14 protein-coding genes, 1 tRNA gene and 1 riboswitch are annotated in these 12,682 nt (G+C 62.7%); of the genes, 8 read left to right on the forward strand and 7 right to left on the reverse strand.

All coding sequences use genetic code 11. The features are described 5' to 3' along the window. The first annotated feature begins 2 nt into the window (after positions 1–2). Together argF and SINAR_RS0112205 are read left to right on the forward strand one after the other, a co-directional pair. Positions 3–914, forward strand: coding sequence for an ornithine carbamoyltransferase (gene argF, locus SINAR_RS0112200; RefSeq protein ID WP_027999358.1), 912 nt, complete (start codon positions 3–5; stop codon positions 912–914). A 457-nt stretch (positions 915–1,371) separates the two neighbouring features. Beyond that, positions 1,372–2,364, forward strand: coding sequence for an Hsp33 family molecular chaperone (locus tag SINAR_RS0112205; protein WP_027999359.1), 993 nt, complete (start codon positions 1,372–1,374; stop codon positions 2,362–2,364). 15 nt (positions 2,365–2,379) lie between these two features. Here SINAR_RS0112205 and apaG read toward each other — a convergent pair whose 3' ends face one another. Beyond that, positions 2,380–2,772 carry a Co2+/Mg2+ efflux facilitator ApaG/CorD gene (gene apaG / locus SINAR_RS0112210; protein ID WP_027999360.1) on the reverse strand — a complete coding sequence of 131 codons (393 nt, stop codon included), beginning with the start codon at positions 2,770–2,772 and terminating at the stop codon, positions 2,380–2,382. Between the two features lie 285 nt (positions 2,773–3,057). Here apaG and SINAR_RS0112215 point away from each other — a divergent pair, with 285 nt between their 5' ends. Continuing rightward, a complete protein-coding gene (locus SINAR_RS0112215) occupies positions 3,058–3,675 on the forward strand; it encodes a CDP-alcohol phosphatidyltransferase family protein (RefSeq protein WP_027999361.1) in 618 nt (205 codons plus the stop codon). Positions 3,676–3,729: 54 nt separating this feature from the next. On the opposite strand, the gene SINAR_RS0112220 is transcribed toward SINAR_RS0112215, so the two are convergent. Then, complete coding sequence (locus SINAR_RS0112220) at positions 3,730–4,914, reverse strand: O-succinylhomoserine sulfhydrylase (protein WP_027999362.1); 1,185 nt, start codon at positions 4,912–4,914, stop codon at positions 3,730–3,732. A gap of 42 nt (positions 4,915–4,956) precedes the next feature. After that, a riboswitch (SAM riboswitch) is annotated at positions 4,957–5,035 on the reverse strand. A 75-nt stretch (positions 5,036–5,110) separates the two neighbouring features. Between SINAR_RS0112220 and SINAR_RS0112225 the strand changes: the two genes are divergently transcribed. The 3 genes from SINAR_RS0112225 (at position 5,111) to SINAR_RS0112235 (ending at position 7,195) form a co-directional block, all read left to right on the forward strand. Next, on the forward strand, positions 5,111–6,208 hold the full coding sequence (locus SINAR_RS0112225) for a 2'-deoxycytidine 5'-triphosphate deaminase (protein WP_027999363.1): 1,098 nt from the start codon (positions 5,111–5,113) through the stop codon (positions 6,206–6,208). Positions 6,209–6,257: 49 nt separating this feature from the next. Further along, a tRNA-Gly gene (locus tag SINAR_RS0112230) sits at positions 6,258–6,332 on the forward strand. Positions 6,333–6,361: 29 nt separating this feature from the next. Continuing rightward, a complete protein-coding gene (locus SINAR_RS0112235; protein ID WP_027999364.1) occupies positions 6,362–7,195 on the forward strand; it encodes a transporter substrate-binding domain-containing protein in 834 nt (277 codons plus the stop codon). A 46-nt stretch (positions 7,196–7,241) separates the two neighbouring features. Here the strand turns inward: SINAR_RS0112235 and SINAR_RS0112240 are convergent, their stop codons facing one another. From SINAR_RS0112240 to SINAR_RS0112255, 4 genes are all read right to left on the reverse strand, one after another. Further along, positions 7,242–8,054 (reverse strand): sterol desaturase family protein, encoded by an 813-nt coding sequence (locus SINAR_RS0112240; protein ID WP_027999365.1) that lies wholly within the window; start codon positions 8,052–8,054, stop codon positions 7,242–7,244. Positions 8,055–8,135: 81 nt separating this feature from the next. After that, positions 8,136–8,546: a tellurite resistance TerB family protein gene (locus SINAR_RS0112245; RefSeq protein ID WP_027999366.1), complete on the reverse strand. Its 411-nt coding sequence runs from the start codon at positions 8,544–8,546 to the stop codon at positions 8,136–8,138. Positions 8,547–8,656: 110 nt separating this feature from the next. Beyond that, positions 8,657–9,466 (reverse strand): thermonuclease family protein, encoded by an 810-nt coding sequence (locus tag SINAR_RS0112250; protein ID WP_027999367.1) that lies wholly within the window; start codon positions 9,464–9,466, stop codon positions 8,657–8,659. A gap of 10 nt (positions 9,467–9,476) precedes the next feature. Continuing rightward, a complete protein-coding gene (locus tag SINAR_RS0112255; protein ID WP_027999368.1) occupies positions 9,477–10,133 on the reverse strand; it encodes a S24 family peptidase in 657 nt (218 codons plus the stop codon). A gap of 229 nt (positions 10,134–10,362) precedes the next feature. On the opposite strand from SINAR_RS0112255, the gene SINAR_RS0112260 reads away from it, so the two are divergent. Continuing rightward, complete coding sequence (locus tag SINAR_RS0112260) at positions 10,363–11,448, forward strand: calcium:cation antiporter (RefSeq protein ID WP_027999369.1); 1,086 nt, start codon at positions 10,363–10,365, stop codon at positions 11,446–11,448. A 3-nt stretch (positions 11,449–11,451) separates the two neighbouring features. Here the strand turns inward: SINAR_RS0112260 and SINAR_RS0112265 are convergent, their stop codons facing one another. Then, positions 11,452–11,961, reverse strand: a complete 510-nt coding sequence (locus SINAR_RS0112265) for a winged helix-turn-helix transcriptional regulator (protein WP_027999370.1) — start codon at positions 11,959–11,961, stop codon at positions 11,452–11,454. A gap of 123 nt (positions 11,962–12,084) precedes the next feature. Here SINAR_RS0112265 and SINAR_RS0112270 point away from each other — a divergent pair, with 123 nt between their 5' ends. Continuing rightward, complete coding sequence (locus SINAR_RS0112270; protein ID WP_027999371.1) at positions 12,085–12,558, forward strand: SRPBCC family protein; 474 nt, start codon at positions 12,085–12,087, stop codon at positions 12,556–12,558. The last annotated feature ends 124 nt before the right edge of the window (positions 12,559–12,682 follow it).

The following is a 12,682-nucleotide window of genomic DNA, read 5'->3' on the forward strand; positions in this document are numbered from 1 at the left end:
GCATGACCAGACACTTCCTCGATCTCTCAGCCATGACGGCCACCGACCTCAGGACCATCATCGACGATGCCCGCGTCCGCAAGTCGGCGACCAAGGCAGGGACCGCCGAGAAGCCGCTTGCCGGCAAGATGCTTGCGATGATCTTCGAGAAACCGTCCACCCGCACGCGCGTTTCCTTCGATGTCGGCATGCGCCAGCTTGGCGGCGAGACGCTGTTTCTGTCGGGCACCGAAATGCAGCTCGGCCGAGCGGAGACGATCGGCGACACGGCGAAGGTACTGTCGCGCTACGTCGATGCGATCATGATCCGCACGACCGACCACCGCCGGCTGTTGGAGATGGCAGAGCATGCGACCGTGCCCGTCATCAACGGGCTCACCGACGATACGCATCCCTGCCAGATCATGGCCGATATTTTGACCTTCGAGGAGCACCGGGGCCCGGTCAAAGGCAAGACGATCGCCTGGACCGGCGACGGCAACAACGTGCTCCACTCGCTGATCGAAGGTTCGGCGCGTTTCGGCTACCGCATGAACATGGCCGTGCCGCTGGGCTCCGAACCGCACGACAAGTTCCTGAACTGGGCGCGCAACAACGGAGCCGAGGTCCTGCTCAGCCACGAGCCGGAGCAGGCGGTTGCCGGTGCCCACTGCGTCGTCACGGACACCTGGATTTCGATGAACCAGGAGCATCGCGCCCGCGGGCACAACGTCTTCCAGCCATATCAGGTCAACGGCGCGCTGATGAAGCACGCGGCGCCGGACGCCCTGTTCATGCATTGCCTTCCGGCGCACCGCGGGGAGGAAGTAACAGATGAGGTCATTGACGGTCCCCAATCCGTGGTCTTCGACGAGGCCGAGAACCGGCTGCACGCGCAGAAGTCGATCCTCGCCTGGTGCATGGGCGTGGTCTGAGGGGTAGAGGCGGGCAGTGCCTGGGCGTCACTTGAAATCGGCTCCATACGACACGATCTACTGCATGTTTCTTCGAATCCTAGCCGATTCAGGGACAAAGCATGCAGCAGGTCAAAGTGCTACAGCGATCTTTGCGCGTCGGACAGGATGCGCGGCGTTGTAGGGAGCGGGCGCTCCGATCTTCAAATCGGTCAGCCGCCCACGCCGGGCATCGCCCACCTGGAAACTCAAGGCGTTTCCAGGCTCGTGCCGGCGGAGAAATTCGTCCATGACGGGATCAAATGGAATGGCGGACGGTTGTACCGGTGCCCGCCGGTGCACTTGGGCGGCCGTGCCGACACGAAGGGGAAGCGAGCGGTTTCCGTGCGCATCCCGTAAAGAGTTTTTTGGAAAGGTCATGACCACAATCCCGGATTGACGCAATCCGGACGATCATGGTCGAGGCAAGGAGCAAGCGATGACAGAAACAGCGCCGGGACTTGGCGAGTTCGATTTTGCCGGTGACGATCAGGTCGTGCCCTTTCAGGTCGAGGGACTCGACGTGCGCGGCCGCGCCGTACAGCTTGGCCCGATGCTTGATGCCATTCTCGAGCGGCACAGCTATCCGCTTCCGGTAGCGCGGCTTGTCGCCGAAACCGTGGTGCTGACGGTCCTGCTCGGAACGTCGCTGAAATTCGAAGGCAAGCTGATCGTCCAGACACAGGGCGATGGGCCGGTCGACCTCGTGGTTGCGGATTTCTCGACGCCGGACCGCGTCCGCGCCTATGCCCGCTACGATGAGGACGCGCTCGCCGCTGCCGAAAAGAGCGGACGCGCTCAGCCTCACGAACTGTTGGGCAACGGCGTCCTCGCCTTCACGATCGACCAGGGCGCGCATACCCAGCGCTATCAGGGTGTCGTTGCGCTCGACGGGGCGACGCTCGAGGAGATCGCCGGCGCCTATTTCCGCCAGTCGGAGCAGATACCGACCAGAGTGCGCCTCGCCGTTGCCGAGCTTCTCGATAAGGACGAGAACGGCAAGCCGCGGCATCGCTGGCGCGCCGGCGGCATGGTCGCGCAGTTCCTGCCCGACGCCCCGGACCGGATGCGCCAGCCGGATCTGCCTGGAGGTGACGGCGACGGAGACGGCGAGGACATTTTCGACGAGGACGACCTCTGGGCGGAAGCCAAGGTGATGGTCGAGACGATCGACACCGATGAGCTGACCGATCCGACCGTCGGGACCGAGCGATTGCTGTACCGCCTCTTCCATGAGCGCGGCGTTCGCGTTTATGAACCGCAGGCCGTTTATGATCGCTGCAGCTGCTCGCGCGAGAAGATCAGGGACGTGCTGGTGGGATTGAGTGACGAGGACATCGAAGGCAGCGTCGAGGACGGCCTGATCAAGGTCACTTGCGAGTTCTGCTCGACGACCTATCGCTTCGAGGCGAGCGAGGTGCGTTCGCAGTAAGGCAAGCGCGCGGGATTAATTGAGGGTGCGGACGAGGCCCGGCGAATCGAGCGAGAAGGCGGGGATGGCGACATTGAAGGTCTCCCCGCCTTCCGCTTCCATGCTGTAATGGCCGAACATCACGCCGGACGGCGTATCCAGGGGGCAGCCGGAGGAGTACTCGTAGGTATCGCCGGGATTGAGCAGCGGCTGCTCGCCGATAACGCCGGGGCCGCTGACCTCGTCCACCTGCCCGTTCTCGTCGGTAATGTGCCAGTAGCGGGTCATCAGGCGGACCGCGACGTCGGAGTGGTTGGCTATGATGATGCGATAGCCCCAGACATAGCGGCTGTCATCGGGATCCGACTGCTCTTCCAGGTAGTACGGCTCGACCGTCACTTCGATGTCGCGTGTCAATGCGCGGTACATGTGCAACACCCTGTTCCAAATCCGTACGCGTATTCTACAGCAATATGGTTTCGTCAAGAATAACAGCAAGATTGTGCCCGTGGCATTCAAATTCATGGACTGCACGGCCTATGAAACCTATCGGGGCACCGCATCTTAGCCCCTTCCTCCCTTATTCCTGTGCTCGTCACTGGGGTTCAGCAGTGCCGCGCCTGCGGCGCGAAAGGCGTTCATCCAAAGGGCTTGGCCTGGTTGGCTTGCTGTGACAAGCACAGGAGCGAGAATTGCAGAAGAGGTCGAACGGCTATGCTCGACGGGGCACTTCGAAAACATCTGGATCCGGTTCTGGACAGGCTCGGCGCCGCACTGGCGGGCCGCGGGGTAAGCGCCGATGCCGTCACGATCCTCGGTCTTTGCCTTGGTCTTGCTGCAGCCCTGCTGGTCGGTCTCGGCGCCTATCTGCCCGCAGCGGCCCTGATCCTCGTAAGCCGGCTCTGCGACGGCCTTGACGGGGCCGTCGCCCGCGCGAGCCGGAAAACGGATTTCGGCGGTTTTCTCGACATCGTCCTCGATTTCGCCTTCTACGGCGCCGTCCCACTGGGCTTCATCGTCGCCGATCCGGCCGCAAACGGTCTTGCCGGCGGCCTTTTGCTCTTTGCCTTCTATGTCAACGGCGCGAGCTTCCTCGCTTATGCCGTGATGGCCGAGAAACGCGCCATGACGACCGAGGTGCGCGGTGCGAAGTCGCTCTACTTCACCACCGGCCTGGCAGAGGCGACCGAGACGATCGTCTTCTTCCTTCTCTCGTGCCTTTTCCCGGCGTGGTTCCCGGTACTGGCGTCGGTTTTTGCGCTCGTCTGTCTCTATACCGCGCTGTCGCGGATCGTTCTCGCAAGACTGGCATTTCCGGACGACCGGCAATAAAGCGCCCGCTGGCGAGGGCAGCGGGCGCGGCTCGGCTGCGCAGATGCGCGTCGCTCAGGCCTTCACGCCGTTCAGCGCCCTTGCGAAATCCTCGAGCAGGTCTTCGCTGTCCTCGATTCCCGCCGAGAAGCGCACGGTTCCGGCGGAGATGCCGAGTTCGGCGCGGGCTTCGTCGGTGAGGTTCTTGTGCGTCGTGGTGGCCGGATGGGTAATCAGGCTCTTGGAATCGCCGAGATTGTTGGAGATCCGGACGATTTCGAGCGCGTTCTGCAGGACGAACGCTGCTTCCTTGCCGCCCTTGAGCTCGAAGGCGACCAGCGTCGAGCCGCCGCTCATCTGCTTCGCGATAAGGTCGGCCTGCGGGTGATCCTTGCGTCCCGGATAGATGACGCGGGCGACCTGCGGCTGCTCAGCAAGGAAGTCCGCGACGCGGCGGGCATTTTCCGTCTGCTGCTTGACACGGAGCGGCAGGGTTTCGATGCCCTTCAGCAGCGTCCAGGCATTGAAGGGCGACATGGCCGGGCCGGTGTGACGGAAATAGTCGTGCAGATTCTCGTCGATCCACTCCTTATTGGAGAGAACGACGCCGCCGAGGCAGCGGCCCTGGCCGTCGATATGCTTCGTCGCGGAATAGACGACGACATGGGCACCAAGCTCCAGCGGCTTCTGGAAGAGCGGCGTGGCGAAGACGTTGTCGACCACCAGCTTGGCGCCGATCTGATCGGCGAGCCTGGCGACGCCGGCGATGTCGATCACTTCGAGAGTCGGGTTCGTCGGACTTTCGAGGAAGAAGACCTTGGTGTTCGGACGCACCGCGTCTTCCCAGTTCTTGAGATCGCGACCGTCCACCAGCGTGCACTCGACCCCGTATTTCGGCGCCAGCGTCTCCACAACCCAGCGGCAGGAGCCGAAGAGCGCACGGGCGGCGACGATGTGATCGCCGGCCTTCACCTGGCAGAGAATTGCCGCAGAAACGGCCGCCATGCCCGAAGCGGTGGCGCGCGCGTCTTCCGCCCCTTCGAGCATGCACATGCGTTTCTCGAACATGTCGTTGGTCGGGCTGCCGTAGCGTGCATAGATGAAACCGTCGGTCTCGCCCTTGAAACGGGCCTCCGCCGCTTCGGAGGTGTCGTAGACGAAGCCTTGCGTCAGAAAGATCGCTTCGGAGGTCTCGCCGTACTGGGAGCGGAGCGTTCCGCCATGGACGAGTTGAGTTGCCGGGCGCCAATTCTTGCTCATGAGACGGTCACTTTCAAAAACAAAAAACCGGTCGCGAAACGACCGGTTTGACACCCGGCCTTTTTAGCTACTTGTTTAACGTGGCTGCAAGCCGACCGGCCAAATCACCACGGGATAAAGGTCCAATACTGCCTGGCCGCGCTTGCGTCAATTCCCGGAGTTTGGTTTTGTCTGGCAACTGAACATGAGGATAGGAATGGGCCGCGACACAGGGATTTTGGCCGACCGCGCCATTGCAGCGCTGTATGCCTCGGGACGTCTGAAGAGCGAGAGGCCGCTGGATGATGACCAGATCCAGCCGGCCAGCCTCGATCTTCGCCTTGGGTCCAGGGCGTTCCGCGTCCGGGCGAGCTTCATGCCCGGCCCTTCTCATCTGGTCGCCGACAAGCTCGACCGGCTCAAGCTGCATGTCGTCGATCTGAGCGAAGGCGCCGTGCTTGAAACCGGCTGCGTCTACATCGTCCCGCTGATGGAAAGTCTCTCGCTGCCGCCGAACATGTCGGCTTCCGCAAATCCGAAGAGCTCCACCGGCCGTCTCGATATCTTCACGCGCGTGATCACCGATCGGGCGCAGGAGTTCGACAAGATCCCGGCGGGCTACAGCGGCCCGCTTTACCTTGAAATCAGCCCGCGGACCTTTCCAATCGTGGTCAGGCGCGGTTCGCGGCTTTCGCAGATACGCTTCCGCATCGGCCACTCGGTTCTTTCCGAGCAGGAATTGCTGGCTCTGCACGAAAGCGACGTGCTCGTCGCCAGTGATCGGCCAAACGTTTCGGGCGGCGGCATCGCCCTTTCCATCGACCTCAAGGGCACGGGGCCGGATGGCCTGATCGGCTATCGCGGCAAGCATCACACGTCGGTGGTCGACGTCGACAAGAAAGCCCAGCACGCCGTTTTCGACTTCTGGGAGCCGCTCTACAGCCGCGGCCGCGACGATCTCGTCCTCGATCCGGACGAGTTCTACATCCTCGTGTCCCGCGAAGCCGTGCATGTGCCGCCGCTCTACGCCGCCGAAATGACGCCCTTCGATCCCCTGGTGGGCGAGTTCCGCGTCCACTATGCTGGTTTCTTCGATCCCGGCTTCGGCCATGCATCGGCCGGGGGCAGCGGCAGCCGGGCGGTGCTCGAGGTCCGCAGCCACGAGGTGCCGTTCATTCTGGAGCACGGGCAGATCGTCGGCCGCCTCGTCTACGAGCACATGCTGGAACGTCCGGAGGGACTTTACGGCCTCGACCTCGGCTCCAATTATCAGGCGCAGGGGCTCAAGCTCTCCAAGCATTTTCGCGCCGAGTGAGCATTGTGCTTGACAGATCGCGGCTGTTGAGGAAATTTCCGGATCTGTCGCGGGTGTAGTTCAGTGGTAGAACGCCAGCTTCCCAAGCTTGATGTCGTCGGTTCGATCCCGATCACCCGCTCCACTTCCTCCTGCCATAGAGGCGCCGTGCCGCTGCGAATTTTCTGGCTATTCGTTCTGTCGGTCGTTGTCGCCGCAGGGGCGGCTTTGGCGCAGCCGAAGGACTTGCCGCGGCTCTTCGACGCCCGCGAGCGGATTGCCAAGCCGGACCTCAGCGGCCTCGCCAGGCTTCGCTTCCTGACGACCGTCGATTTCCCGCCTTTCAACTTCATCGACCAGTCGGGCAAGCTGTCGGGCTTTCATGTCGACCTCGCGCGCGAGATATGCCGCGAGCTTGAGATCGAAGCCAAGTGCCAGATCCAGGCGGTGACCTATCCGGAGCTCATGCCGGCTCTCGAGCAGGGGCAAGGGGAAGCGATCGTCGCCGGCATCGCCGTGACCTCGGAACTGAGGCAGCGTTTCGCCTTTTCCCGTGCCTTCATGCAACTGCCAGCCCGCTTCGTCATCAACACCAAGGCCGCCGGCGCGATCACCGGCCCTGCCGATCTCGGGCAAAAGCCTGTCGGCGTCGTCTCCGACACCACCCATGAGGCAATGCTGAAGGCATTTTTCCCGAAGCTCGAAGCCAAGGGCTTTCCGGACCGGGACGCGCTGCTCTCCGCGCTTCGCGAGGGCACGGTTGCGGCAGCGTTCTCCGATGGCATGCAATTGTCCTTCTGGGTTTCCGGCAGCCTCGCTGCAGGATGCTGCGCCATGCTGGAGGGTTCCTATTTCTCCCAACACTTCCTGGGTGAGGGACTGATGATCATGAACCGAAAGGCCGAGCCGGCCCTGACCCAGGCGATCGACCACGCTTTGCTGGCGCTCTCGCGCAGCGGCAGACTGGAGGAAATCTATCTTCGCTATTTCCCGAACGGAATTTACTGAGGAGAGGGGTACTCGCTGCATTTCCCTCATCTCATCTTGCTCTATCCTATTCACGCCGGAACGGCAGCACGAGCGACCACAGGAGCTTTACCGGCTTGGTGCGCCCATAGGCCCTCAAACCTGTCTCGATCGCATCGTCGCCGCGCGATGGGTGGGCGACATAGGTCGAGAACAATCGGTCCCAGACAGAGAGGTTGAAACCGAAGTTTGAATCGGTCTCCCGCTTTTCCACGGAGTGGTGGATGCGGTGCATGTCGGGCGTGACGATGACCAGGCGCAACAGCCTGTCGGCGTTTTTCGGCAGCCGCAGATTGGCGTGATTGAACATAGCGCCGGCATTGAGCACGATTTCGAACAGGAGTACGGCGAGTGGAGGGGCGCCGATGAGAATGATCACCGCGCTCTTCCAGATCATCGACAGCAGAATTTCGAGGGGGTGAAAGCGAAGGGCTGTGGTGACGTCAACGCCGGGATCCGCATGGTGGACGCGGTGGATCCGCCACAGGACCGGTAGCTTGTGAAACACGACGTGTTCAAGCCATATGGCGAAGTCGAGCGCGACGAAGGCGATCAGGCCGGCAAGCAGCGGGGCGATGCCGAGAGCCGGGAGCAGCCCATAGCCGCGTCCCTGAGCCCAGATAGCAACGCCAGTGGCGGCAGCCGGAAAGGCGACGCGAAGCAGGAGAGAGGACAGGACAAGTATAGACAGGTTGGTGACCCAGCGGCGCGCCTTCAGGGCCTGCATCAGCTCCGGCCTTTCCAGTCGAGGATGAAGAAGCTCGAGCGCTGCCAGCGCGGCGAAGGCGGCGGCAAAGGCGCCGAGCCGCCAGACCGGTTCCGCGAGACCGAAATAGAGCATGCGTCGATCCCCGCTGCATCAAACTCTACCCACCATATTGTCCTGCGCCGGGAACGGGCAAGGACCTGTTTCGGGTGGTGCCTATTTGCGGAAGCGCGCGATGGCTCCGCGCTCGATCGCCGCGCAGGTGAGCTTGTCGAGGCCCAAGCGGTCGCGCAGCAGCTGCAGCAGCCGGATTTCCTCGTTGCGGATACGCTGATCGGCAGCGGCGATCTCGACGGCAAGGGCATAGGCGGTTTCATAGAGGCGCTTCGGCAGCGCCTCTCGCACCATCTCGAGTGCCACGTCGAGGCCTTCCGGGGCCGCGAGCTGAGCCGCGCATTCGCGGCCGATATGGATCAGGTGATCTTCCTCGAAACCGTCGAAGGCCGGCAGGAACCGCACGAGCACGCCGATGCGCGCAAACTCGTCGTCGGTCATGTTCCGGTCGACGGCGGACATCATGACCATGACGTGGACGAGGGCTTCGTGCTGGCTGAGACTTGCGGACATCCTGCCTCCAGTTCCTTTCGTTGTTCTCATTGGAGCCGCGATGCATGACCAGTGCATAGCGGGTTAGGGACCTTCAATCGTGGATGACAGTTAAGGACTTGCTCAAAGCCTTACAAGTCCGGCGCGGCGTGTTCCGGGATGACGCTTGCAGCCGGATCGTCGAGCGCGAGGGGCGTTCGGGCGAGATCGCGCGGGTCGTCCCCGAAGAAGCCGAGCCTGGAGGTTTTTGCGGCTTCTGCCTTCGCCTCAAGCGCCGTGCCCGGCAGCGGTTTCGCCCAGCCGTTGCTGACCAGCCATTCGGCCACGTCCCGACCGCCGACGCTGCACCGGGCATTGACGGTTCCCGTGGAACCATCCGCGCCGTCGCAGACGAGCGCGCGCCCCCTCAGAAAGTTGCGGAACGCCGTGCGTGCGACCATGCCGCAGGGCCAGCTCTTGCCCTTGGCCTGGCAGACCTTCTCCGGCTTCTCGGGTTCGATATCCTTGAGCTGCAGGGTCGTGTCGCCGGATCGGACGAGCCCGGCGGCAAGCGCAACCGGCCGCGGGAAGACGGCGGACGCGGGCTTCTCCTTTTCGGGCGCCCTGGAAAGCGGTGGTGTCGCCGCGATCCGTTCCAGCGGTTTGGCGATGCCGTCCTCCGGCTGGTTGAAGAGGCCCGGCCCGACCGGCCTGACCACCACGCGAGATCCTTTGCCCGAGCCTGCATCCGGTCCGGGGGAAGGGGGAGCGGCATCGGTGTCGCCTGGAGGTTCCTCCGAAGCCGGCTCGCCGGCCGCTGCGGCTTCCGGCGTTTCGAGTACGAATTCAGGCGTTTCGGCGCTGTCGCGGTTGCGGATGGCCGCGGCCCCGGCCATCAGAATGCCTGCATAGAGGGCGAGGGCGGCAAGCCCGCCGGCAATGGTGAAGAGCCTCGGCCGCATTCGAAGGGTCCTATTGGCTGGCCCAGATGATCCGGGCGATCCATTCCACGTCTTTCATCTCGAAATTGCGGTTGGGATGGTCGGGATTGAGCGAGACGAGCTCGATGCCACGGGGCGTTTGCCGGGCCAGCACCTTCGCCATCACCTCGCCCCCGCGCGTCTTGACCACGACGCGGTCGTTGCGGCGCACCTGTGCGCCCGGGTCGACGATCAGGATATCGCCGTCGCGATACAGCGGCAGCATGCTGTCGCCCTGAACCTCGATCGCATAGGCACCGCCCTGCCTCCGCTCGGGCGTGGGAAATTCGATAGTGTCCCAGCCCTGGCCGACCGGAAAGCCGCCGTCGTCGAAAAACCCACCGGCGCCAGCCTGCGCGAAACCGATCAACGGGATGCCCGGCGCTGCCGATGCCTCTTCCCGTTCGCTTCTGACGGCATTGGGCTCCATCAGCGCGAGGAACTGATCGACGGTCGCTCCCGTGGCCTGCAATATCTTCGATATCGACTCGGTGGAGGGCCATCTGTCGCGCCCGTCGGTGGACTGGCGCTTCGACTTGTTGAAGGAGGTGGGGTCCAGGCCAGCCCGCCGCGCAAGCCCTGACGGCGAAAGCCGATGGCGTTCTGCCAAGGCGTCGATCGCGCGCCAGATGCTGTCATGTGAGAGCATGTCGACCCATCTTCCGAAAGGAGAGGCGATGCGGGCGGCACGGCCTGCCGTTTCGCGTCTGCGAATACCTTAGCCAAGCGCCGAACGACCGTAAAGGACGGCGAGGAAAATAGTCCTTCCTCCCTTTGCGATTAAAGGACGGCGTACGGCAGATGCGGTGGTCTTCGAGGGTGAACTCCTGCGCAGCTGTGCTAAATAAAGCAGCTTTACTCCGGGCCAAGAGGCGTGCTTGCTTGCAATCCTGAGATCGGAACGGCATCTCATTGCCGCTTTTCTCGCTGCGCTCGCCGGCGTCGCGCTCGAGCATCATCTGCTCGAGGCCGGCCGCGCCGCATCGCTCCTAGGTGCGACCCTGATGGTGGCGGCAATCGTGCTTGCTTCCATGCGGGTCGCCCATCATGCCGAAGTGCTTGCCGCCAAGGTCGGCGATCCCTACGGCACGATGATCCTGACGCTCTCCGCGGTGCTCGTCGAAGTCGTCATCCTCGCCATCATGATGACCGGCGAGACCTCGCCGACGCTCGTGCGCGATACGATCTATTCGGCGGTGATGCTCGATATCAACGGAATACTGGGACTTGCGGCGCTGCTCGGTGGTCTCAAACATGGTGAGCAGCCCTATAACGACGATTCCGCCCGCACATACAGCGTCATGATTCTCACGGCCATGGGCATTTCCATGCTCGTTCCCGAATTCGTGCCGCAGTCGAAATGGCATTACTATTCCGCTTTCACCATCGGCGCGATGATCGTGCTCTATACGCTGTTCCTGCGCATGCAGGTTGGCGTGCACAGCTATTTCTTCAGTTACAGCTATCCGCGCGCCAAAGCGGGAACTGCCGCAAGCCGGCTGGAAGGCGAGCCGGTGCTTCCTTCCGTCGTCGTGCTCGTCCTCGGCGTGGTCGTGATCGGCTTTCTCGCCGAAATCATGTCCGGGCTGTTGTCGGCCGGGATCAAAGGTACGGCTGCGCCGCCGGCGCTTGCCGCGATCGTCGTCGCTGCGATCTCCGCATCGCCCGAGGTCATGACGGCAATGCGCGCCGCACTCGCCAACCGCATGCAGGCAGTGGTGAACATTGCGCTCGGCGCTTCGCTCTCGACCGTGATCCTGACCGTACCCGTCATGGAGGCGATTGCCCTTTATACGGGCCAGCCCTTCATCATGGCCATGTCGCCCGTGCAGACGGTCATGGTTGCGGTAACGCTCATTGCCGCCGCGATTAATCTCAATGACGGTCAGACCAATGCCATCGAGGGCATGACGCATTTCGTGCTCTTCGCGACCTTCATCATGCTGTCCGCCCTCGGGCTTTAGTGCTCAAGCCGGCTGCTCTTTCATCGCCTTGCGCGCCACCACGCCCTCATAGGCGGCTTGCAGCGTTTGTCGCACGGAGGGTCCTTTCGGTTTGGGATCGCCGAGGTGTTCGGCGCGCAATTCCCGCATGAAACGCTCCCAGAGCTCGGGGCCGCCCTCCTCCATCAGTTGGGCGCGGATGCTGAGTTCCTCGGTGACCGGCAGGTAGCGCCGGCCCCAGGCGCCGAGATGGGCCATGATCGGCACCAGCGCGATGGCCATTTCCGTCAGGCTGTAGATCGCCTTCTGCTTGTGGCTCGGATCGTCCGCTTTCGTCAGCATGCCGATCTCCACAAGCGTTTTCAGCCGGTCGGCAAGGATGTTGGTGGAAATCCCCTCCTGCGAGCGCAGGAGTTCGCGGAAGTGGCGTTTGCCGCCGAAAATCATGTCGCGGATGATCAGGAGGCTCCATTTGTCGCCGAACACTTCGAGCGAGAGATTGATCGGGCAACCCGAGCGATGGTCATCGGTCATTTCGATCTCTGCAAAACGGGAGCGGAGCATCCGCTCTAAAACTGCTTGCATTATTGCACCAGTTAAGTTAGCTTGCAACTGCTTTCATTTCACAATCAGTTTCTGGGCGAGAAGGAGAAGATCATGACCAAGGCTTCTGTCGAACATGCGGACTTCACCATCGAAAGCGTTTTCAATTCACCCCCGGAACAGGTCTTCGAGGCCTTCGCCGATCCTGCCGCGCACGACCGCTGGTTCGTCAAGGCCGACAACTGGCCCGTCGCCGAATATAGCCACGACTTTCGTATCGGCGGCCGGGAAAGCGGCCGGTTCAGCCAGGATGGCAAGACGTTCTATTTCAATGAAACGGTCTATCTCGACATCGTCGAGAACAGGCGGATCGTGTCGGCCTATACGATGGCAAAGGACGAGCAGCGGCTCTCCGCATCGATCGCCACCGTCGACCTCATACCGGAGGGCACCGGCACGCGCGTCGTCTTCACGGAGCAGGGGGCATTCCTGGATGGGCTCGACAAGGTCGAATACCGCCGCGAAGGCTGGAAGCAGCTGATCGGATTTCTTGCGGCCGAGCTCGGCGAGAAGGCGGAAACGGCCTGAAGCCTTGAACACGCTCCTCTCCGGTCATCCGGGGCCTGCCGAGAATGACCGGAGCAGGTGACGTTTGCGCGGTGCGGCGGGGCCGGCAAAAGGCCGCCCGTCGGCAGCGGTGGCCCGACGGCGG

It is taken from the genome of Sinorhizobium arboris LMG 14919 (assembly GCF_000427465.1).
GTDB classification, from domain to species: domain Bacteria; phylum Pseudomonadota; class Alphaproteobacteria; order Rhizobiales; family Rhizobiaceae; genus Sinorhizobium; species Sinorhizobium arboris.

What these genes read in the sequence shown, in the direction of transcription:
- argF (WP_027999358.1), top strand. Translation starts at nt 3, where the DNA reads ATGACCAGACACTTCCTCGATCTCTCAGCCATGACGGCCACCGACCTC.
- SINAR_RS0112205 (WP_027999359.1), top strand. Translation starts at nt 1,372, where the DNA reads ATGACAGAAACAGCGCCGGGACTTGGCGAGTTCGATTTTGCCGGTGAC.
- apaG (WP_027999360.1), bottom strand. Translation starts at nt 2,772, where the DNA reads ATGTACCGCGCATTGACACGCGACATCGAAGTGACGGTCGAGCCGTAC.
- SINAR_RS0112215 (WP_027999361.1), top strand. Translation starts at nt 3,058, where the DNA reads ATGCTCGACGGGGCACTTCGAAAACATCTGGATCCGGTTCTGGACAGG.
- SINAR_RS0112220 (WP_027999362.1), bottom strand. Translation starts at nt 4,914, where the DNA reads ATGAGCAAGAATTGGCGCCCGGCAACTCAACTCGTCCATGGCGGAACG.
- SINAR_RS0112225 (WP_027999363.1), top strand. Translation starts at nt 5,111, where the DNA reads ATGGGCCGCGACACAGGGATTTTGGCCGACCGCGCCATTGCAGCGCTG.
- SINAR_RS0112240 (WP_027999365.1), bottom strand. Translation starts at nt 8,054, where the DNA reads ATGCTCTATTTCGGTCTCGCGGAACCGGTCTGGCGGCTCGGCGCCTTT.
- SINAR_RS0112245 (WP_027999366.1), bottom strand. Translation starts at nt 8,546, where the DNA reads ATGTCCGCAAGTCTCAGCCAGCACGAAGCCCTCGTCCACGTCATGGTC.
- SINAR_RS0112250 (WP_027999367.1), bottom strand. Translation starts at nt 9,466, where the DNA reads ATGCGGCCGAGGCTCTTCACCATTGCCGGCGGGCTTGCCGCCCTCGCC.
- SINAR_RS0112255 (WP_027999368.1), bottom strand. Translation starts at nt 10,133, where the DNA reads ATGCTCTCACATGACAGCATCTGGCGCGCGATCGACGCCTTGGCAGAA.
- SINAR_RS0112265 (WP_027999370.1), bottom strand. Translation starts at nt 11,961, where the DNA reads ATGACCGATGACCATCGCTCGGGTTGCCCGATCAATCTCTCGCTCGAA.
- SINAR_RS0112270 (WP_027999371.1), top strand. Translation starts at nt 12,085, where the DNA reads ATGACCAAGGCTTCTGTCGAACATGCGGACTTCACCATCGAAAGCGTT.